General features: G+C 70.5%; 21 protein-coding genes and 1 tRNA gene. 8 read left to right on the top strand and 14 right to left on the bottom strand.

The window, feature by feature from the left end; genetic code table 11:
• Positions 1–4: 4 nt before the first annotated feature.
• From ACPPVX_RS09450 to ACPPVX_RS09415, 8 genes are all read right to left on the bottom strand, one after another.
• Complete coding sequence (locus tag ACPPVX_RS09450) at positions 5–721, bottom strand: TetR/AcrR family transcriptional regulator (protein ID WP_426574644.1); 717 nt, start codon at positions 719–721, stop codon at positions 5–7.
• Complete coding sequence (locus ACPPVX_RS09445; RefSeq protein ID WP_426574643.1) at positions 721–1,062, bottom strand: DUF3040 domain-containing protein; 342 nt, start codon at positions 1,060–1,062, stop codon at positions 721–723. Before ACPPVX_RS09445 ends, ACPPVX_RS09450 begins: the two co-directional genes overlap by 1 nt.
• Entirely contained in the window at positions 1,059–1,829 is a 771-nt protein-coding gene (locus tag ACPPVX_RS09440) for an ABC transporter ATP-binding protein (RefSeq protein WP_426574642.1), read from the bottom strand. The genes ACPPVX_RS09445 and ACPPVX_RS09440 overlap by 4 nt, the downstream gene beginning before the upstream one ends.
• Positions 1,826–2,548 (bottom strand): ABC transporter ATP-binding protein, encoded by a 723-nt coding sequence (locus tag ACPPVX_RS09435; protein WP_426574641.1) that lies wholly within the window; start codon positions 2,546–2,548, stop codon positions 1,826–1,828. The genes ACPPVX_RS09440 and ACPPVX_RS09435 overlap by 4 nt, the downstream gene beginning before the upstream one ends.
• Entirely contained in the window at positions 2,545–4,761 is a 2,217-nt protein-coding gene (locus tag ACPPVX_RS09430) for an ABC transporter permease (RefSeq protein ID WP_426574640.1), read from the bottom strand. Before ACPPVX_RS09430 ends, ACPPVX_RS09435 begins: the two co-directional genes overlap by 4 nt.
• A 15-nt stretch (positions 4,762–4,776) precedes the next feature.
• A complete protein-coding gene (locus ACPPVX_RS09425; protein ID WP_426574639.1) occupies positions 4,777–6,126 on the bottom strand; it encodes an ABC transporter substrate-binding protein in 1,350 nt (449 codons plus the stop codon).
• Positions 6,127–6,308: 182 nt separating this feature from the next.
• Complete coding sequence (locus tag ACPPVX_RS09420; protein ID WP_426575022.1) at positions 6,309–7,358, bottom strand: IS110 family transposase; 1,050 nt, start codon at positions 7,356–7,358, stop codon at positions 6,309–6,311.
• A 253-nt stretch (positions 7,359–7,611) separates the two neighbouring features.
• Positions 7,612–8,781: a serine hydrolase domain-containing protein gene (locus ACPPVX_RS09415; RefSeq protein ID WP_426574638.1), complete on the bottom strand. Its 1,170-nt coding sequence runs from the start codon at positions 8,779–8,781 to the stop codon at positions 7,612–7,614.
• A 146-nt stretch (positions 8,782–8,927) separates the two neighbouring features.
• Between ACPPVX_RS09415 and ACPPVX_RS09410 the strand changes: the two genes are divergently transcribed.
• Positions 8,928–10,847, top strand: coding sequence for a DUF4214 domain-containing protein (locus ACPPVX_RS09410; protein WP_426574637.1), 1,920 nt, complete (start codon positions 8,928–8,930; stop codon positions 10,845–10,847).
• A gap of 235 nt (positions 10,848–11,082) precedes the next feature.
• Here the strand turns inward: ACPPVX_RS09410 and ACPPVX_RS09405 are convergent, their stop codons facing one another.
• Positions 11,083–11,511 carry a PPOX class F420-dependent oxidoreductase gene (locus ACPPVX_RS09405; protein ID WP_426574636.1) on the bottom strand — a complete coding sequence of 143 codons (429 nt, stop codon included), beginning with the start codon at positions 11,509–11,511 and terminating at the stop codon, positions 11,083–11,085.
• A 78-nt stretch (positions 11,512–11,589) separates the two neighbouring features.
• Positions 11,590–11,662 (bottom strand) — tRNA-Lys (locus ACPPVX_RS09400).
• Between the two features lie 99 nt (positions 11,663–11,761).
• Between ACPPVX_RS09400 and ACPPVX_RS09395 the strand changes: the two genes are divergently transcribed.
• The 3 genes from ACPPVX_RS09395 to ACPPVX_RS09385 are packed head-to-tail and all read left to right on the top strand — an operon-like array spanning position 11,762 to position 13,045.
• Positions 11,762–12,001 carry a hypothetical protein gene (locus ACPPVX_RS09395; protein ID WP_426574635.1) on the top strand — a complete coding sequence of 80 codons (240 nt, stop codon included), beginning with the start codon at positions 11,762–11,764 and terminating at the stop codon, positions 11,999–12,001.
• Between the two features lie 40 nt (positions 12,002–12,041).
• On the top strand, positions 12,042–12,608 hold the full coding sequence (locus tag ACPPVX_RS09390; protein WP_426574634.1) for a type 1 glutamine amidotransferase domain-containing protein: 567 nt from the start codon (positions 12,042–12,044) through the stop codon (positions 12,606–12,608).
• Positions 12,605–13,045, top strand: coding sequence for an SRPBCC family protein (locus ACPPVX_RS09385; RefSeq protein WP_426574633.1), 441 nt, complete (start codon positions 12,605–12,607; stop codon positions 13,043–13,045). Before ACPPVX_RS09390 ends, ACPPVX_RS09385 begins: the two co-directional genes overlap by 4 nt.
• A 199-nt stretch (positions 13,046–13,244) precedes the next feature.
• Here the strand turns inward: ACPPVX_RS09385 and ACPPVX_RS09380 are convergent, their stop codons facing one another.
• Complete coding sequence (locus ACPPVX_RS09380) at positions 13,245–14,006, bottom strand: DUF4397 domain-containing protein (protein ID WP_426574632.1); 762 nt, start codon at positions 14,004–14,006, stop codon at positions 13,245–13,247.
• A 141-nt stretch (positions 14,007–14,147) separates the two neighbouring features.
• Between ACPPVX_RS09380 and ACPPVX_RS09375 the strand changes: the two genes are divergently transcribed.
• Both ACPPVX_RS09375 and ACPPVX_RS09370 read left to right on the top strand, forming a co-directional pair.
• Positions 14,148–14,966, top strand: coding sequence for a B12-binding domain-containing protein (locus ACPPVX_RS09375; RefSeq protein ID WP_426574631.1), 819 nt, complete (start codon positions 14,148–14,150; stop codon positions 14,964–14,966).
• Between the two features lie 531 nt (positions 14,967–15,497).
• Positions 15,498–16,118: an SGNH/GDSL hydrolase family protein gene (locus tag ACPPVX_RS09370; protein ID WP_426574630.1), complete on the top strand. Its 621-nt coding sequence runs from the start codon at positions 15,498–15,500 to the stop codon at positions 16,116–16,118.
• 69 nt (positions 16,119–16,187) lie between these two features.
• Here ACPPVX_RS09370 and ACPPVX_RS09365 read toward each other — a convergent pair whose 3' ends face one another.
• Positions 16,188–16,595 (bottom strand): ester cyclase, encoded by a 408-nt coding sequence (locus tag ACPPVX_RS09365; RefSeq protein ID WP_426574629.1) that lies wholly within the window; start codon positions 16,593–16,595, stop codon positions 16,188–16,190.
• A 158-nt stretch (positions 16,596–16,753) separates the two neighbouring features.
• Between ACPPVX_RS09365 and ACPPVX_RS09360 the strand changes: the two genes are divergently transcribed.
• Positions 16,754–17,497, top strand: coding sequence for a pyrimidine reductase family protein (locus tag ACPPVX_RS09360; RefSeq protein ID WP_426574628.1), 744 nt, complete (start codon positions 16,754–16,756; stop codon positions 17,495–17,497).
• On the top strand, positions 17,494–18,030 hold the full coding sequence (locus tag ACPPVX_RS09355) for a flavin reductase family protein (RefSeq protein WP_426574627.1): 537 nt from the start codon (positions 17,494–17,496) through the stop codon (positions 18,028–18,030). Before ACPPVX_RS09360 ends, ACPPVX_RS09355 begins: the two co-directional genes overlap by 4 nt.
• Before the next feature lie 236 nt (positions 18,031–18,266).
• On the opposite strand, the gene ACPPVX_RS09350 is transcribed toward ACPPVX_RS09355, so the two are convergent.
• Entirely contained in the window at positions 18,267–19,475 is a 1,209-nt protein-coding gene (locus ACPPVX_RS09350) for a PP2C family protein-serine/threonine phosphatase (RefSeq protein WP_426574626.1), read from the bottom strand.
• Between the two features lie 216 nt (positions 19,476–19,691).
• Complete coding sequence (locus tag ACPPVX_RS09345; protein ID WP_426574625.1) at positions 19,692–20,285, bottom strand: phosphatase PAP2 family protein; 594 nt, start codon at positions 20,283–20,285, stop codon at positions 19,692–19,694.
• Between the last annotated feature and the right edge of the window lies 1 nt (position 20,286).

Genomic DNA, 20,286 nt, shown 5'->3' with positions numbered 1-20,286 from the left:
TCGGTCACGGCGCGAGCCGTCCGCGCAGGCCGTCGACGTAGCGCTGGACGACGCCGACCATGTCGATGGCGCCGGGGTCCATGAGCCACTGGATCTCGAGGCCCATCAGCAGCGAGATCACCTCGACGCCGATCTGCTCCAGATCGAGGTCGGCGCGGACCTGGCCGCGGGCCTGGTCCTGCTCGAGCGTGGCGACGACCAGGTGGCGGGCGCGCTGGTAGCGGGCGACGAAGAACTCGTGCAGCGGGCCGTCGACATCGATGTTCTCGGCGGCGAGCACGACGTAGAGGCGGGTGAGCTCGGCCGTGTCGAGCACGAAGCGGGCCACCACGTCGAGCTGGAAGATCGACGTGCCATCGGGGGCGGAGGAGAGGTAGCCGGCCCGCTCGGTGGTCTCGCGGGAGTCGACCACCTCTTCGAGCAGCCGCTCCTTGGTGCCGAAGTAGTAGAGGAGGCCCGGGTGGCTCATGCCCACGGCGTCGGCGAGGTCGGCGAGGCTGGTGCCGCGGTAGCCGCGGGTGGCGAACATCTCCACGGCGGCGGCCATGATCTGGTCCTTGCGGGCCTGGCCGCGGGTCTGGCGGGCCCGGTCGTCGGCGCCGGCCTTCGTCTTGGCCTTGGGCTTCGCCTTGGGTGCGGCCTTCGGCTTGGGGGCAGCCTTCGGCTTGGGGTCGGCCTTGGGGGTGGCCTTGGCCGTGGCCTTCGGTGTGGGGGCAGCCATCAGGACGACTGCTCGACCACGAGGCGGAGCAGCCAGAAGCGCAGGAACTGGGCGAGCGAATAGCGCAGGAACACGGCCAGGCCGGCGACGGTGAGGGCGATCCCGCAGAGGCCGAGCGACACCTGGGTCGACTGGTCGAGCGGGTTGTCGCTGGCCTGCGAGAGGACGACGCCCACCACGGTCAGCACCACGCCGATCACGAGCAGGGCCGCGCCCAGCCGGCTCATCGTGACGTTGCGGCTGCTGCTGTCGTGCTTGACGTCGGACAGCTCGGCCAGGAAGCGATCGGCGCGGGCGGTGTCGGCCGCGGGCTCGGTGGTGGTCGGGGAGTCGGGGCTCATGGTGATACCTCGGTGGTGGGGCGGGCAGCGGTGGTGAGATAGGCGGAGTGCAGCTGGGGTGCGACCTCGGCGGGGGTGCCCGAGACGACGATACGACCGCCCACGAGGGCGGCGGCCCGGTCGGCCACGTCGAGCACGGTCCGCACGAACTGCTCGACGACCACGATGGTCACGCCGGTGGCGGCCACGGCCGCGACCGACTCGTAGAGCTGGCCGACCACGAGCGGAGCCAGGCCCATCGACAGCTCGTCGAGGAGGAGAACTCCGGGGTCGGTCGCCACGGCGCGGGCCATGGCGAGCATCTGCTGCTCGCCGCCCGACATGCTCCCGGCCAGCTGGGCGCGGCGCTCGCCGAGGCGGGGGAACGTGGCGTAGGCGCGCTCCTCGACCTGGTCGCGCGACGGCCCCCGGTTGGTCATCATCCAGAGGTTCTCGGCGACGGTGAGGTTGGGGAAGATGCCCCGGCCCTCGGGGATGAGGCACAGGCCCCGGCGAGCGAGGACGCCAGGGTCGGTGCCGGTCATGACCCGGCCGCCCATCAGGAGGTCGCCCGCGGTGGGGAGGTGCAGGCCGGCGAGCACGCGCAGCAGCGTCGACTTCCCGGCGCCGTTGGGCCCGAGGACGGCGAGCACCTCGCCGGCGTGCACGTCGAGATCGATCCCGTGCAGCACCTCGATGCGGTCGTACCCCGCCCGGACGGCGTGCAGCCCGATGAGCGGCGCCCGGGTCGTGGTGTCGGGGGCGTCGGGGGTGGGGTGGGCGGTCATGCCGGGACCTCGTCGCCCAGGTAGGCGGCGCGGACCTTGGCGTCGGCCTGGATCTCGGCGGGCGTGCCGCTGGCGAGCAGGCGGCCGAAGTCGAGCACGTGGATGCGGTCGCACACCCGCATGACCAGGTCCATGTCGTGCTCGACGAGGAGCACCGCGGTGCCGGCCGCGGCCAGCTCCGTGAGCACCGTGGCGAAGCGCTCGGTCTCCTGGTCGTCTTGGCCCGATGCCGGCTCGTCGAGCAGCAGGACCTTCGGGTCGAGCGCCAGGCAGCGGCCCAGCTCCACGATGCGGCCGGTCCCGGTGGAGAGGGAGTCGGCCCTGGTGTCGGCGATCGCGCCGAGGTCGAGGCGGTCGATGAGCTCGTCGGTGGCGGTGGCGACCTTGGTGGTCTGGCGGCCGGGCCGGGCGCTCACGGCGACGCGGATGTTCTCGCGCACGGTGAGGCTGCTGAACAGCTCGAGGCGCTGGAACGTGCGGCCGAGGCCGCGCTTGGCGCGGGCGTGGGGCGCCAGCCCGTCGAGCGGGGCGCCGTCGAGCAGCACCGAGCCGCCCGCGGCGCGCTGCACGCCGGTGATGACGTTGAACAGCGTCGTCTTGCCGGCGCCGTTCGGGCCGATGAGCCCGGTGACCGCACCCGCAGGGGCGTCGACCGCGACGGCGTCGAGCGCGGTGTGCCCGCCGAAGCGGACCGTCACGTCGCGGACCTCGAGGCTCACGACCGGCCTCCCGTGGTCACGAGCTGGGGCAGGTCGAGCGCCTTGTCGAGCACGGCCCGATCGGCGGCGCTGACCGGCGCGGCCAGGCCGAGCAGCTCGGGGGCGGCGCTGAGCCCGTCGGCCTCGGCGTCGAGCACGGCCCGCTCCGGCTGGGTGCCGAGCGCCCGGCGGGAGGCCGGCGGGAGGGCGAGGGCGACGGCGAGGACCACGGCGATCAGCGCCCAGTTGCCGATGACGTCGGTGAGGGTGAGCGCGTAGGCCACCACGACCACCGCGGCCGCGACGCCCAGCACCAACCGCGACCGCAGCACCGGATCGAACCGGGGACGCAGGTCGGTGGGCACGAGGCCGTTGGGGTTCTGGCCGAGGCCCACGCCCGCCGTGCCGATCATCATCGACGACAGCTGGGCGAGCGAGGGGAACAGGTTGGCCAGCGCCGGCCCACCGAGGAACAGCCCGGCCCCGGCGGCGGCACCGAGGGAGCTGACCCCGAGGATGACGAGGGCGATGAGGATGCTGAGCCCCTGGAAGAACGTGAACACGTCGGGGGCGGGGCGCTGGATGGCGGCGCCGTAGATCGCCCCGCCGATGCCGGCCATCCCCGCGGACAGGGCGAACACGGCCAGGGTGGCGAGCCGGTCGTTGATGCCGAGCGTGGCGCAGCCGACCTGTGAGTCCTTGAGGGCGATGAGCCGCAGCCCGAAGTTGCTGCGCCGCAGCCCCGCCACCAGCAGGACGAGGATCGCGAAGACCACCGAGCTGAACACGAGGAACGCGTGGTCGCTGGTGGCATCGATGCCGAGCGCATGGAACCGGTCGACCGCCAGGTTGCCGCCCTGGAACAGGTCGACCTGGTGGCGGTAGAGGGTGGTGTCGGTGAAGGGGATGCGCAGCACGAACGTGAACGGCGGCAGCTTGAAGATCCAGCCGTCGAGCATCACCGCGAACGCCGCCGTCGCCAGGGCCAGGTAGAGGCCCGACAGGCGGAAGGCGGTGAGCGCCACCAGGGCGCCCACCGCGGCGGACACGAGGGCGACCGCGACGAGGACCAGCGGGCTGCCGTTGCCGAGGTGGGCGGCCACGATGGCGCCGATCGCCGCGAAGCTCAGCGGGCACGCCGACAGGCGGCCGGCGTACCCGACCAGCGGCACCAGCGACAGCGCCACGATCGCCAGGCCCCACACGTGGGTGACCGAGTTGAGGTCGCCGGGCGCGAGCAGCGGGGCGATCGCCACCGTGAGCACGACCAGGCCGATGGCCAGGGCGAACGTGCCCGGCCACGTGGGGGTGAGCGAGAGCTCGCGGACCCGGAGCGAGCGGCTGCCGCGCAGGCGGCTCTGCGGCAGGAACTGCAGGGCGATGAACAGCACCACGACGGGGAGCACGTTGATGAGCCCGGTCAGGTACTGGACGCCGGCGATGTCGCGGCTGCCGATGTAGCCCTGGGCGTACCCGTTGACCAGGCCGAGCAGCAGGGCGCCGGCGAACGTCATCGGCAGGCTGCGCAGGCGGCCGATCACCGCGGCGGCGTAGGCGTTGACGATCAGCAGGGCGAGGGTGGTGGCCGTGAGGGCGGCCTTCGGGGCGATGAGGATCCCGGCGAGCACGGCGAGCGTCGACCCGATCGCCCACGACTGCATCGCCGTGCGGCGGACCGAGGCGCCGTTGAGCGTGGTCAGGGTGCGATCGTCGACCGCGGCACGCATCTCGACGCCCGCTCGGGTCCGGTACAGCAGCCAGCGGAGGGCCACGGCCACGAGCAGGGCGACCCCGATCACGATGATGTCGTTGTACGGGATCCGCTGGCTGGCGATGGTGACGACGTCACCGCGGAACAGCGGCGGGACCAGGCGCTGGACGCTCGGGTCCCAGATCCAGGTGATGGCGGCGAGCAGGCCGAGCAGCAGCGCCAGCGTCACCACCATCTTCGTGGTCTCCGAGGTGCCCTCGAGGCGGTGCATGATCCCCAGCTCGATGACCGCGCCCATGATCGGGCCGAGCACGAGCAGGCACAGGGCGATGGCCACCGGCGTCGGCACGCCCCAGCCCACGGTGAGCTGCCAGTAGGCGAACGCGCCCACCGCCACCAGGGCGCCGTGGGCCCAGTTGAAGATGCCCGTCGTCGTGAACGTGAGCGTGAGCCCGCACGCCACGATGGCGTAGATGCTCGCCGTCACCAGTCCGGCGATGGTGAACCCGATGAAGTCGTGCATCAGGGCGGCCAGGGATCAGTCGGCGTCGACGACGTTCTCGGGGTCGCAGTTGAAGACCCCACCGTCACCGTCGGTCGGCTGCGTGATCTTCTCGTCGTAGGCGAAGCCCTTCGCGGTGGCCGAGAGCACGGCGATGCACGGCGGGATGGCGTCGGGGTCCGAGAGGTCGACGGGGGAGAGCAGGCCGGCGGCGGTGTAGTCCTTCTGGGCGGTGGCCTTGTCGATCACGCACTGGACGGTGAGGTCGTTGCCGCACGCGGTCGCCGACTGGGCGAACAGCAGCCACGAGGCCCACGGCGGGATGGCGCCCGCGTCCCAGGGCAGCTTGGAGCCGACCGTGTCGGTCAGGTCGTGGGCCAGCTTGGTGGCCGGGTTCTGGTCCTCGAGCTCGAGCGGGTAGATCGTGGTCCCGAGGTAGAACGGCGCATCGATGGGAGCGGCCTTCATCGACGTGATCAGCTGCTGGTTGTAGGCGTTGCCCATGGCGTTGAACAGGAGCGTGGGCTTGTAGCCGACGTCGTTGATCGCCTGGAAGAGGGCGGTCGGATCCGAGGGGGCGGGGGCGACGGCCTCGGCCGTGCCGACGAGCGGCTGGACGACCGTGCGCCAGTTGTCCGTGGTGAGGGGGAGCTTCTGGTACGAGGTGATCTTGTAGCCGGCGTTCAGCATGGCGGCCTTCGTCGACTCCGACGGCTTCAGCAGCGACGGCGTGTCGACCGCCATCATCCCGATCTTCTGGAACGCATCGGCGAACTGCGGCTCGAGCAGGCGCATCATGCCGAGGTTGGCCTGCTTGTTGGCCACCCGGGTGGGCAGGGCCTGGAGCTTGCTGTCGATGGCCTCGGGGGATGCGGCGTAGGCGGGGATGGCACCGAGCCCGCACTTCTCGCGGGGCTGCACCGTGTTGGCGTCGAACGGCGTGGCGCCGCCGACGAGCATGAAGTCGCTCTGGCAGGCGTCGATGATCCGGGCCGCGGCCTGGCTGATCTGGGCGTCGCGGCCCACGAACTCGATCTTGCGGCCGTTGATGCCGCCGGCCTCGTTGCACCAGTCGGTGAACGCCTTGGCCACATCGAGGTAGCCGGCACCGAGGCCGGGGGAGAGGGTGCTGGTGGCGTCGTTGAGCACGCCGATCTGGATGGTGCTGTCGCTCACGCCGCGGACGGCCTTGCCGCTCGACTTGGGGTCGCCGGGCCCGCAGACGCCCTTCATCGTGCCGAAGTCGCCGGTGGCGGCCTCGGCCTTCGCCGTGGTGGTGGTGGCGTCGCCGGCGGTGGGCGCCGGGTCGGAGTGGCCGCACGCGGCGAGCAGGATCGAGCCCACCGCCAGGATCGCCAGCATCGGTGCGCGAGCAGTTCGTTCCATCACGAGTGTCCCCTCGAGGGCGTCGGTGCGGCCGCCGATCCCCTCGGAAGCCGCGTTTTCTACAGGTCTGTAGGATCTGCGCGCCGCTGCGAGGTGTCAAGGGGTTTTCTACAAGTCTGTAGAAAACTGCAGGTCAGTCCCGCCCCACCTGTTCGGGTCGGCGGGGACGCTCCTATGGATCGTCAAGTGGGTGATGGCTGGTTCTCGAGCTGCTTGTAGAGCTGGCGGGCGATGTAGCGCTTGAGGCAGCGGCGGATGGCTCGGTCGGAGATGTTGTCGTCGGCTCGGCGTCGTTCGGCGTAGGCGCGGGTGGTGGGGTCGTAGCGGAGCCTGCTTATGGCGATGACGTGGAGGGCACGGTTGAGCTGACGGTCTCCGCCTCGGTTGAGGCGGTGCGCGGTGTGTTTGCCGGAGGAGGCTTCGAGGGGTGCTGCGCCAGCGAGGCTGGCGAAGGCTGCATCGCTTCGGCAGCGGCCGGGGTGCGACCATGCGCACAAGACGGTGGCGGCGACGATGGGGCCGACGCCGGTGAGCTCAAGAAGGTCGGGTCGCCAGTCGATGACGATGGCTCGGAGGGTCGCTTCGTGTGCTGCTGCTTCGTCGTTGAGCGCGTTGATGCGCCGGGCGAGGGAGCGCAAGGCGGTGGCGCTGGCCGTGGTCTCGATGTCCCAGCGGGTATTGATCCGCAAGCCCGTGGCCGTCGCTGTCATCACGATCGTCGACTGGCCGCGGAACCGGGCCCGGAGCGCCTCGGGGGCGACGAGGACCAGGGCACGCAGCTGGCGCTGGGCATCTGAGGACGCGTCGACAGCGGAACGGCGCGCAGCCAGAGTGGCCGCCAGCGCAGCGCGGGCGCCGCGACGGCGTGGCTGGGCGTGATGTTCGAGGCCCATGGCTTCGCGAGCACCGCGGACAGCGTCGATCGAGTCGGACTTCCCGCCGCGTCGGGCGGGGCGGTTCGGGCGCTCGATCTCGATGACCGTCTCGCCGGCGGCTTGAAGGTGGTCGGTGAGCCCAGCGCCATAGCTGCCGGTTCCCTCGATCGCCCAGACGCGTAGACCGTGGTGACGGTCAGCCAGAGCGACAAGGTCGTCGTAGCCATCGGGATCGGTTCCGACCGTCAGTTCCTCGAGCACGGCACCCGTCGAGGTTGCGACGACGGCTGCGGTGTGGGTGTCTTGGTGTGTGTCGACACCGATGACGGCATCGAACTGGTCTGTCAGCATGGTCACTGCGTTCTTCTCCTTGTCAGGACGGGACGTGTGGTTCCGGTCCGGTAGGAGTTCGGCAGGACTGTGATGGGACACACCAGCATCACCTGGTGGTCAGGCTCCTGATCAGGCCAGTCGCCCCTGCCGGGCCGGTGCCGACACCAACGCCCGGACAAGTCCGGTCAAAGGCACGAAGCCAGTCAGTCGAAGGGTCACGAACGCTGGTATCGGCGATAGCCCAGCACGAAGACCGAGCCACCGCTGATCCTCACAGTCAGTCGAGGCAGGTGTGGAGGGCGGCCATGAGGGCGGCGGTTCGGACGTCCTGCTCGGCGGTCACGAGCATCTGGTTCAGGACGTGGCTGAACGCGGCGCCGCGCTCGGGGTCGGCGAAGGCGATGGAGCCGCCGGCGCCGTCGTGGCCGAACGACGAGCCGCCGAGCATCGGCTGGCGGGCGAACGGGCGCATGAACCCGGCGCCCCACGACGCGCCCAGGTACGGCTCGCCCCACTGGTTGCCCTCGGAGCGGACGACGGATGCGGCGGCGATGGTCTCGGGCTCGAGCAGGCGCGGGTGGCCGTCGACCTCGCCGATCACGTTGGCGTAGAGCCGCGAGAGCGAGCGGGCGTTGGTGATGCCGTTGGCCGCCGGGAGCTGGACGCGGTGGACGACGGGGTCGTTGATGCCCGTGCCGGGGCCGGCGACGGTGGATGGCAGCAGCCCGTTGAGGGTGAGGGCTCGCCAGCCGAGGCCGCCCTCGGGCAGGACCAGGGCGATGAGCGCCGGGTCGACGTCGGGCGGTTGGATCGGGGCGACGCGCGGCTCGATCTCGTCGGGCAGCCCGATCCACAGGTCGAGGCCCAGCGGCCCGGTGAGCTCGTCGGCCACCATGGCGCCGACGGTCTTGCCCGTCACCCGGCGGACGATCTCGCCGAGGGTCCAGCTGAACGTGATCGCTTGGTACAGGTGGTCGCTCCCCGGCTCGAAGAGGGGCTCCTGGGCGGCGAGGCGAGCGGCCATGCCCGCGGGGTCGGCCAGGTCCTCGAACGTGACGGGACCGTCCACCACCGTCAGGCCGCTCTGGTGGCTCATGACCATGCCGACGGTGGTCTCGTCCTTGCCGGCTGCGCCGTACTCGGGCCAGTGGTCGGTGACCAGCGCGTCGAGGTCGAGCAGGCCGCGCTGCACCAGCAGGTGGGCGCAGATCGACGAGACGCCCTTGCTCACCGAGAACACGATCGCCACGGTGTCGCGATCCCAGGGCCGGCCGCTCACGGGGTCGGCGGTGCCGCCCCAGAGGTCGACGACGAGCTGGCCGTCGACGTGCAGCGCGCAGCTGGCCCCGAGCTCGCCGCGGTCGAAGTTGGCGGCGAACGCGTCGGCCACCGCGCCGTAGCCCGGCTCGGCGAACCCATCGATGTGCACATCCGTGGAAGCGGTCATGGCCGCGCACGATACGCCCGGCCGTCAAGGTCTGATCCGCCACGATCCCGACGAGGCCCTGGTCAGCGGGGGTCTGGGCCGGTCTCGGACCACAATGAGTACCGATTGCTCATGCTGCTCGTCGTGGGGGACCGGATGATGCTCCCATGAGCAAGAACCTCCTCTTCCGCGGTGCCGTCGCCGGCCTCGCCCTGGCCGCGGCGAGTGCCGTCGTCCCGTCCGCCGCATCGCCCGCCTTCGCGCAGGGCTCGCACCACGAGGTCGCCGTCACCATGCGCGTCAGCACCGATGGCGCCGGGACCCAGCCGCCGTGGGGCTCGTACTCGCCGGCCCTCACGCCGGACGGCCGGTTCCTCGCGTTCGAAGAGGTCGGCTCCCAGCAGGCCTGGGTGGAGGACCTGCTGACCGGCCAGACCGAGGTGGTGTCGAAGAACGCGGCGGGGGCCGAGGCCGATGACACCGTGATGGTGAAGGGCATCAGCGCGGATGGCAACCGGGTGCTGTTCGAGAGCTCCGCCACCAACCTCATCGCCGGCCCGCACACCGCGCACGACCTGTTCATCCGGGACCGCAAGGCGAACACGCTGGAGCGGGCCAACGTCGACCCGAACGGTCAACTGTCGGAGGTCTACGACTACCAGGCGAGCATGGACGAGAGCGGCTACCGGGTGGCCTGGGTGTCGGCCGACGAGAAGGTCTGGACCCGGAACACCTTCTACCCGGGCACCACCCAGCGGGTCGACGTCTCGAGCGCCGAGGTGGGTGCGAACGGCATCTCGTACCAGGCGGCGATCTCCGGGGACGGGAACCACGTGGTGTTCACCTCGTACGGGAGCAACCTCATCGCCAACGACACCAACACCTGGGCGGACGTGTTCGAGCGGACCGTGTCGACGGGCACCACCGTGCGGGCCTCGCTCGGGTTCGGCTCGTCCCAGGCGTCGAAGAACTCGAACACCGGCTCGGTCAGCAAGGACGGCCGCTACGTGGCGTTCCTGTCCGACGCGACCGATCTGGTCGCCGGCGACACCAACCTCGCGACCGACGTGTTCGTCCACGACCTCGTGAACGACGTGACCCAGCGGGTCAGCCTCGGGGCCACCTCCATCCAGGGGAACGGCCACGCCAACTCGCCGCACATCAGCGCCGACGGCCAGTCCGTCCTGTTCCGCAGCGGCGCCTCGAACCTGGTCCCCGGCGACGGGCTCGGCCACCAGAACTGGTTCGAGCGGAACCTCAAGACGCAGTTCACGGTGGCGGTCGACCAGTCGCTCGGGCTCAACCTCGGCAACGACGAGGCCAACTTCGAGGGCTCGATCAGCGCCGACGGGTCGGTGGTGGCGTTCGTGACCAAGTCGAGCAACCTGGTCGCCGGCGACACGAACACCCGTGACGACGTGTTCGTCCGGATGGTCGAGTCGGAGGGCCCGCACCTCGCCCTCTCGTCGGTCGTCAACGCCCAGATCGCCAACTTCGGCGGCGCCATCGGCGACGCCGCGCCGCTCACCGCCGATCTGGAGAACGGGCGCATCTTCGTGCCGCACCTCATCTCGAAGCTCGCCCACGCCCCGGCGTGGGCCGCGAACCGGGAGCCGGTCGCCCGCCTCTACCAGGCGTTCTTCCACCGGGAGCCCGACCTGAACGGCCTGGAGTACTGGGTCGACAAGAAGGCGCACGGATCGGGCCTGTCGGTCATCGCCAGCAGCTTCGCCAAGTCGTCGGAGTTCAAGACCCACTACGGGGACGTGTCCGATGCCGACTTCGTGAAGCTCGTCTACCAGAACGTCCTGGACCGGCCCGCCGACAAGCCCGGCCTGGCGCACTGGACGGCCAAGATGGGCGAAGGCCTCAGCCGGGGCGGCGTGATGATCCAGTTCTCCGAGTCGTCGGAGGGCCGGCGCCACCTCGCCCCGCAGGTCGACGCCGTCCTCATCGGGCTCGGCATGCTGCAGAAGATGCCGGCGAAGGCGGACTACGACAAGGCCGTGGCCGCCGCCGCCAAGGGCGGCCCCGAAGCCGAAGCCGCCTACTACCTCGACAGCGCCGCCTACTACGCCCGCTACTGAGGCCGAGCGGGTGACGGGTCAGCCGCCCGTCACTCCGACCCACCCCGAACTTGTTGCCGCCAGTGTTCGATGGAGCCCTGGCGGCAACAAGTTCAGCGACCCGCCCGAACATGTTGCACCGAGTGTTCGATGGAGCCCTGGCGGCAACAAGTTCAGCGACCCGCCCGAACATGTTGCACCGAGTGTTCGATGGAGCCCTGGCGGCAACAAGTTCCGGGGTCAGGCGGTCACGCGGTCAGCCCTTGGCGGCGGCCTGCTCGGCTTGGGTCATGCCGCCGGAGACGGCGATGTAGCCGGTGGGGCGGACGGTGACGACGACGCGGACGGGCGCGTCGCCGCGGCCGATGCTGAACCCGTACCGCTCTTGCAGGCTGACGTAGAAGTCGGCGTTCGGGTCGGGCTCGATCGACTCCACGACGCCCCGGACCTCGAGGAACCGGTAGGGGTCGTCGGGGTCGGCGATGGAGAACGAGACCCGGGGCTCGTGGGCGAAGTTCTTGAACTTCTGGCGGTTGTTGGTGTGCGTGAAGCGGACCACCTCGCCGTCCCACACGAACCACATCTCGCTGACCTGCGGCGCCCCGTCCGGGCGCACGGTGCCCAGGTGGGCCGACACCGGCAGGTCGAGCAGGTCGGCATGGGAAGGGGGGAGCGTCTTCGGCATGGCATCCACCGTACGGACGCCCCCCACCGATTCCGACCGTCACCCGTGGGTCGGGTCGGAGCGGTTGTGTCGTAAGGGTGGGCCATCCGGGGATCGAACCCGGAACCAGCGGATTAAAAGTCCGATGCTCTGCCAGTTGAGCTAATGGCCCGGGGCCGGAAGAGAACGCGGAAGAAAGACTCCGTGTTCCGAGGCGCCGGCGACGGTCGGACGATCGTAGGTCCTGACCCGGCCCCTGCCGGGCTCCAAGGTGGTCTTCGAGGTCGACAACAATCGCCAGACCAGCGTGGTGATCGAGCGCGCCATCTTCCGTTATCCGATCCCGGCTCAAGTGCACCTCATCATCGCGGTGGACTTCCCCGGTGCGTCCCCCACGTCGGCCGATTCGCGATCGTGGCGGATCGAGGCAGGCCAGGTCGTGGTCGAGTTTCTTCGGTCGCTGCCGGCGATCGCGGGGCCCTCGCTCGCCTTGGGCTGGGGGTGGGACTGAGCGGGTACCGGGGAAGACCTACGACACCCCAGGAGCCACCATGGCCAACGATCGAGACCTCACCGGGATGCACATCGCGTTCCTCGCCACCGACGGGGTCGAGCAGGTCGAGCTGACCGGGCCCTGGGACGCGGTGAAGGAAGCCGGTGCAGCCGTGGACCTCATCTCGACGGTCGACGAGGTCCAGGGCTTCCGCCACCTCGATCAGGCGGACACCTTCCCGGCCGACGAGCAGGTCGCCAAGGCAGACGCTGCGGACTACGACGCCTTGGTCCTGCCGGGGGGCGTGGCGAACCCGGACGCCCTCCGCATGGATGACGACGCGATGGGCCTCGTCCGCTCCTTCGCGGCCTCGGGGAAGCTGGTCGCGGCGATCTGCCACGCCCCCTGGCTCCTCGCCGAGGCGAACCTCATCGAAGGCCGAACGGTCACCTCCTGGCCCAGCCTCCAGACCGACCTGCGCAACGCCGGGGCGAACTGGGTCGACCAAGAGGTCGTCGTCGACACCGCGGCCACCGGGACCCTGATCACCAGCCGCAACCCTGACGACATCCCCGCCTTCAGCGAGGCCATCATCACCCACCTCGCAACGAGCGGCACTCGATGATCGAGTTCACGACCACGATGGAGACCGGACGGACCCCCGAATCGGTGTTCGCCTACCTTGCCGACCTCACGAACTTCGCGGAATGGGACCCGGGGACGAAGCGATCGGTGCAGGTCGAGGGCGATGGCCCCGGGTTCGCCGCCGGGTACCGACTGAAGGTCGGGCTGATCTCGATGCACTACACGATCACCGAGTTCGACGCTCCAAAGCGTGTGACCGCGCAGGGGACCCATCCTCTGGTCCGCTCGACCGACACGATGCTCGTCGAGCCGATCCCCACCGGGACACGGGTCACCTACCGCGCCGATCTCCGCCCCCGCGGGCCCCTTCAGCTCTTGAACCCAGCGTTCGAGCGCATCTTCAAGCGCATGGGTGACGATGCCGCCCAGGGTCTCGCTCGGGCGCTCGATGCCCGCCTCTCGGAGATCCACCTCTGAACAGGCCGGCTGCTCCGTTGCGTTGAGCCTCCCCAAGGGGCTCCCGGCAGCTCCGCTCGGGCGGCCATGCGGGCAAGCATCGGCTCGTACGGGTGGAGCCCGTCGCGACCAGCAAGGCGACGCGCGCCCTGGCCCCGATGAAACCGCAGATCGGGGCCCGGCCGAACGGCCGGGCCCCGATGGGTGGGGAAGGTGCGGGTCAGAGGTTGATCCTCTGGATGATGAACCCGAAGTTGGAGCCGGGCGTGCCGACGGCGTAGACGGCGGTCAGCTGGTTGGCGGCCACTCGCAAGCGCGGGACGGCGGCGACCCGAGCCCCGCTGCCGGCGACGTGCACGACGACGTCGTAGCGGCCGGCCATCGTGGTGACGTCGGCCTGCTGACCGTTCTCGGCGGGGCCGTAGCGCCGGTTGAAGAAGCTGAAGGTCCGGTTCCACGGGTAGTACCCGAGGTCGACGTTGACGGCTGGTGCATTGGCGGCGTGCCGGATCGAGACCCGACCGCCGCCGGCGGGCGCCTTGGTGGTGCTGTTGTTGAACACGTTGATGGTCGGCTTGCCGCTGCCGTCGAAGCTGGCGATGGCCGACAGGTTCTTGCCCGAGGGCACGTCGAGGGTCTTGGAGAAGATCACCTCGCTGGCGCTGAGCTTGCCGTCGTCGTCGGCGGTGGGCGCGGCGATGTACACGGTGTACGAGGCCGGTGCCAGCGAGACCGGCCCGGCAACGTGCTTGAAGGTGAAGTCGTCGGCGAGCAGACCGGCGTCTCCGACCGCCCCGCCGGCAGCACCGGCGTAGACGTCGACCTTGGTGCCCTTGTCGTCGAGCGGCAGCCCGTGGATGACGTACACCTTCGACGGGGCGGAGGCCTTCGGGGCGGCGCCCGAGGCGAGCGGCTGGCCGGCGATCGCCGCTCCGGCCAGGGTGGCGACGGCGAGCAGGCCGGCGGTGAGCTTGGTTCGCATGATGGATCCCTCCGGGGGAGTTGGGTGGTTTCAGGTTTCCTACGGCGCCAACTCTCAGCCGGATGACATTTAGTGCTAAATACTTCGGGACCAGGAGAGGATCATGTCGATGCCACATGGAGCTGCCCGGGGCGGGACCCCATGACCGGCGGTCAGTTGCTGACGCTGGACGAGGCCGCCGAGCGACTGGGCGTCCACTACATGACGGCGTACCGCTACGTGCGCACCGGGCGCCTCCGCGCCGTGAAGGTCGGAAGGATCTGGCAGGTCGATTCGGTCGACGTCGACGCCCTGGGCGGCGGCGGGCCCGGCGCGGTCTCCGGGCCGAAGGGCGACGCGGCGACTCGGTTCGAGGCCAGGCTGCTCGCCGGCGACGAGGCCGGCGCCTGGACGGTCGTCGAGGAGGAGCTGGTGAACGGCCGGGAGCCTGCCGAGGTGATGGTGGGGATCATCGCCACCGCCATGGGCTCCATCGGTGCCCGATGGGACCGAGGCGAGGTGACGGTGGTCGACGAGCACCTTGCCACCACGATCGCGACCCGCGTCATCGCACGGCTCGGGCCGCAGTTCGCCCGGCGAGGGCTGGCTCGAGGCGTCGTCGTGCTCGGCGCGCCGGCAGGCGACCACCACGCGCTCCCGACGGCGATCGTGCGAGACCTGCTTCGCGGCGAGCACTTCGACGTGGTCGACCTCGGCGCCGACGTTCCGGCGGATTCGTGGGCTGAGGCGTCCGCGAGCGCAGGGGTGAGCTCCCCGTCGCTCGTCGCGGTCGGCATCGCCGTGAGCACGGCGGACAACGAGCGCGCCGTCTCCGGGGCGATCGACGCGATCCGTTCGGTCACGGCAGCACCGATCGTGGTGGGGGGCGTCGCTGCGGTGGCGTTCGAAGCCGCGCAGTCCGGGGTGATGATCACGGCGAGCGCCCTCGACGCGGTGGCGTTCATCACCTCGTTGGTCTGATCCGACCAGGCCACGGGCCGGGCGCGGGCGCGATCAAGCCTCGGTCTGCGCGCCGATTCCTTGTCAGAAGTGAGGGTGTTGCCCGCTGTGTTCTCCCCCTGGATGGAAAGACGGAGCCCCGCAACACTCGCGGGGGCATGGGCACGGGGCTCCGTCAGATCGTCCGCTACCCGACTGAGGCCACGGGCAAACCGAACGAAGTTCGGTACGCCTCGGGGTCGCACCAGGCCGTTGCGTTCGATCGTCCTCCCCGACCAGACCCATCGGCGCCGGGGACTGACGGCGGGCCGGTCCGGGTACCCGAGGGAGGTCAGGGTCCCCACCCGGGGCCTCGCCGTCTGGAGGACCGATGGATGTCCGCATGTGCTGCCCGACCTGCGATGGCTGGGTCGTGCTGGCACCACGCCGAGCAGGGGACCGGCCGAGCCACGGCCGCTGCGAGCGTTGCGGCCGGACCTACGACCTCGCCCCCGCCGGCCTCGCACCTCGCCGGCACGACGGCGGGTTCCGGTCCGCAGAACCCAGGCACGCGTGAGCGCCAGCGATCGACCCGGTGCCCGGGTCGCCGTCGTCATCGTCGTCGTCGCCATCGCCGCCGTCGGGATCTGGTTCTGGCGGCGCCCGGCGCCGATCGCGCCGGGCATCTTGTTCGTCGGCGACTCCGTCACCTACATGTCGACGAAGCAGCTCGACGAAGAGATGCACTCGGACAGCCCCGAGGTCCTCGCACGCGTCGGGTTCACGTCGTCGGACATGCTCCCGCTGGTCACGCGCGAGGTGGACCGGCGGGCCAAGGACGACGAGCTCCGGCAGGTGGCCGTCCTCATCGGGTACAACGACGTGCTCAAGCAGCACGCCGACAGCCCGGCGCTGGCGCGCGTCATGGCCCTCGCCAACCGGTTCGACTGCGCCGTGTGGCTCACGCTCCCGCCGATCCCCCTGCGGGAGAAGGAGGTGGCGGAGTGGAACCGGCGGGTCGCCGAGACCGCCGGCTCGTATCCGCACGTCCACGTCGTCGACGATTGGCGCAAGGCCGTCGAGGCGGCTCCTCTGGGCGAGCTGATCACGCGGCGGGACGGGGTGCACCCCACCCCGGGGGGCGCCAAGCGCCTCTCGGAGATCTACACCGACGCCGTCCACCGAGTCTGCTGAGGTCGGGACGGACCAAGCGTGCTCGTGGTCCGGCGCTCGGCCGAACGGAACGCCGTCGTCTGCCGACCGTCAGGTCTGCACCTGGGCGAGCAGAGCCATGTCGTCTCGACAGGCCCAGTGCTCGACGATCATGCCGTCGACCACGCGCCAGATGTGGATGAACGTCCACGCCGTCGGGCGGTCGGATACCGGCACGCCCGCGAGCAATGGCATCGTGGAGCCCCGGTGGGTGCCGCGCAGCGTCAGGTGCTGCGCGACGAGGTCGCCGTCCGCGAGGAGGTGATGAGGCTCCGCGATGACCGGCCCGAGGTCGGCGTCGATCGTGCTCAGGATGACCCTGAGTCCCTCACGGCCCTGAGGCCCCGCCGCATGGTTGACCATGTCCACGGCTACGAGCTCGTCGAGGACCGTGGCGTCGCCCGCCTCCGAACGTCGGAGCAGCTCCTCGACGACGTCCTTGGGTGTGCGCTCACTCATGTCAGGGAGCATCTCATGAACGGGGCGATGGAGGGGCTCCGTCGGGTTGAGCTGGCTTGCGTCGGGACCGGCGAAGCTCACGGGATGTAGCCCGGCCCACGAGATCTTGGCTGGCCCCGTGGCGTCTCTGGACCCGACATTGCGGGTACCCCGGTGCGATGCAGACTTGGGAACCTACGGGCACCGACCTTCTCGGGGAGTACCTGCGGCCTCGTACGCCTTGGCGCGATCGGCCGTGGGTCGTGGCGAACATGGTCGCGGGTCTTGACGGGTGCGCCGCGAGAGGCGGCCGCGTCGGGTCCCTCTCGGGCCCCGCCGACAAGGATCTGTTCCGGCAGCTGCGCCAGGTGGCCGACATCGTCCTCGTGGGCGCGCAGACCGTTCGACTCGAGCGCTACGGGCCTGTTCGCCTCACCGAGGCCGAAGTGGCGGTCAGGGTCGAGCGAGGACAGCAACCAGTGCCGCGGGTGGCCGTCCTGAGCGGGTCGCTCGAGTTCGATTGGAGCATCGCGCTGTTCACCGCAACAGCCGACCGACAGCCCCGTCCCATCCTCGTGACCGCCGCATCCGCCGATCCAGCGGCGGTCGCCGAAGCCAGCCAGCATGCCGATGTGCTCGTGGCCGGCGAGGAGACCGTCGACGTCCCCGTTGCGCTGCGCCGGCTGCACGAGCACGGGGCGCGCACCGTGCTCACCGAGGGCGGCCCCCACTCGCTCGGTGAGCTGGCCGCTCTGGGCCTCCTCGATGAGCTCTGCCTCACCCTCTCGCCGGTCATGGGCGGCGATCCGCTCCCTGTGGCCGTGTGGCCGCTCGGAGCCGATCCGACGGACTTCCGCCTGGCGTCCGTCGGCTCGGATGACGGGCACCTGTTCCTCCGCTACCTCCAGGAGCCCTGCCCATGAGCGACCACCCCAGCATCGACGCACCCGACCGCGAGGCGTTCGATGCGCTCATGGCCGACCTCGACCAGCCCCTCGTCATCGTGACCACGGCATCCCACGATGTGCGGGCCGGATGCGTCGTGGGGTTCCACGCCCAGTCCGGCATCGATCCCGTCGAGTACGCGGTGTGGCTCTCCAAGGCGAACCACACCTACCGGGTCGGCGCACTCAGCGAGCACTTCGGCGTGCACTTCCTCTCGAAGGAGCACCACGACCTCGCTCGACTGTTCGGCGGCCACAGCCAAGAGGACGTCGACAAGTTCTCGGAATGCGATTGGTCCGCTGGACCCGACGGCGTCCCCCTCCTCGATCGGATCACGAACCGCTTCGTGGGCCGCCGTCGCGCATGGCTTGACCCGGGCGCTGACCACATCTGTCTCGTGCTCGCCCCGGTGGCCGCCGACCGTTCGGGCACCACGGGATGGCTACGTCTCGCCGACGCCGCCGACATCGACGCCGGCCATGGCGCCGAGGAACGGCAGCGCCCCGACTGAGTGCCCCCACGATGGCTGGACCCGTCCGCCGGCGTGAGCAGAGGCGGGTCGCCCAGGAGCAGGCCGCGGCCGATGCGAAGGCGGCCGAGGCAAACGCAGTACGGCCGAGGAGCGGATCGAACGCCAGGAGCGGAAGGCGAAGAGCGCGGCGATCGCCACCGAGTGCCGGGCGCTCGCCTCGGGGGCCAGCGGCCCGAACCGGCGATCGCGGGGCGGGCCACTTCATGGTTCCTTCGTCAGGCGTGCCCGTGGTACTCGACCATGAACAAGGTGGCGTCATCGTGCAGCGGCTCGCTGGTGTAGGCGAGAACCGAGGCCGCCAGACGGCGGATCGTCTCGGCCGGAGAGGTCCGCTCTGTGCACGCACGGACCGCCAGGTCGGCCAACCGCTCGACGCCGAACAGCTCCCCATCAGGCGACCGGGACTCGGTGACCCCGTCGGTGTAGAAGAGCACGCGGTCGCCGGGCTGCAGCTGACAGGACGCGACCTCTTCTACTGGTCCACCGAAGCCCATCGGCCTCGAGGGCCGGCACGCGAGCTCGCCGATGAAGCTCCCGTCGCGCACGAGCAGGGGAAGCGGGTGTCCGGCGTTGAGCCACGTCAGCTCGCCGGTGTCGAGCTCCAGCGACCCGATCTGTGCGGTGGCGAAGGCTCCGTCCCCCACTTGCGAGCGGATGAGTGCTCCCGCCTCCAGGTACGCCTTCTCCATGCCCTGCATCTCCCGCCGGGAGTTGCGGAGGGCGTTCAGCGCCAGGACCGCGATGGAGACGGCGGAGATCCCGTGGCCGACGGCGTCGATGATCGCGAACTCGGCACGCTCGGGGTTGATCGCGTAGTCGAAGCAATCGCCGCCGATCGAGTACGCCGGCTCGAGGATGCCGCTCACCGACACGGTGCTGGTCGAGCAGGCGAGGGGCGGCAGGAGTGCCCATTGGATCTCGGCGGCGATGGAGAGCGGCTCCGCTCGCCGGCCCCGCAGGAAGACATCGGTGTAGCGGCGCTTGCTGATCAGGGTGAGCACGAGCACCCGAACGATCGATGCGGCGGTCTGGGCCCGTTCATCGGTCCAGTCGGCGTGCACCAGCTCGAGGACTCCGAGCCGTTCGCTGCCCTCGGTCAACGGCACGCAGACGGTCGCCTCCCCCTCAGGTGCCGTGATGATCTTCCCGGTGGCGAAGCAGTGTCCCGAGAGCGTCCCTTCGATGGATTCGCGGGGGCCGAGATGGCCGTCGTGCCCGAGCTCGCGCAGGGTGGTCAGCCCGTAGTCAGCGACGAGCATCCGGGCAGATGTCGCCCCCATGGCGATGCCGGTGAGCTCGACGACGGTGGTGAGCTCGCTCACCGGAAGATCGCTCGTCCTCGTGATGAGCGCCGCCAGGGCGCTCCCGAGGTCCGGAGGCCCGGCCACGTCGGGCGAAGCGTCGGGGCTGGATGGCTCTGTCATGTCCGTCCTCCGCGTCTCGGCGTCGCCGACTCACCATGGTCTACCGGACGGTGTCCCCGATGCGAGGGGGAGACAGGCGGATCGCCCGACCGATCCGAGCCGAGCGCCCCCGGCGCCAGGCGCCGTCGCCTCGCCGCGCGCCGGGAGCACCGAGACGGCGAATCGCCCGAGGACCTCGACCCCCGTGGGCGCTTCGCCTTCGTGCGGCGACGTGGTTCAGGCGTTGGGGGCTGTTGCGCGGCCGGTGAACGCGGACACGAAGGCGGCGTGGTTGGCCCAGGCGAGGATGCGCTCGATGATCCTGGTCCCGATCGTCGCCCCGACGCCGGAGACGAGCCCGCCGAGGGCGAGGCCGGCGAGCACGTCGGTGGCGTAGTGGGCGCCGACGTAGACCCGGGTGAAGGCCATCAGCACGGCGAGGGCGACGGTCGCTCTGCCGAGCGGCCGGTCGCTGATCCAGAGCCCGACCGCGACCGCCCCGACGGCGGTGGCGTGGTCGCTGGGGATCGAGAAGTCGGTCGTGCGGCTGACGAGGACGTGGACGCCGTGCAGGGTCTCGTACGGGCGATGGCGGTCGATGATGCCGCCGATGATCTGGCCGAGACCGAGGGCGATCCCCGCGGCGGCGGCGGACCATAGGGCGCCAGCGAGTCGGTGGAGGTCGCCGGTGCTGCGTGCTCGCCACCAGGCGGCGAGGAGGATGCCGGCGAACACCACGACGCCGTAGTTGGCGTAGGCGGTGGCGAACGGGTGGGCCCATGCGGTTCGTGCGGCGAACCGGTTGATGCTCAGGTACAGGCTCTGGTCCATG

It is taken from the genome of Aquihabitans sp. McL0605 (assembly GCF_049993875.1).
Classification (GTDB): Bacteria; Actinomycetota; Acidimicrobiia; order Acidimicrobiales; family Iamiaceae; genus Aquihabitans.
Note: the sequence above shows the minus strand (reverse complement) of the source record. Positions and strands in the feature narration are given on the sequence as shown.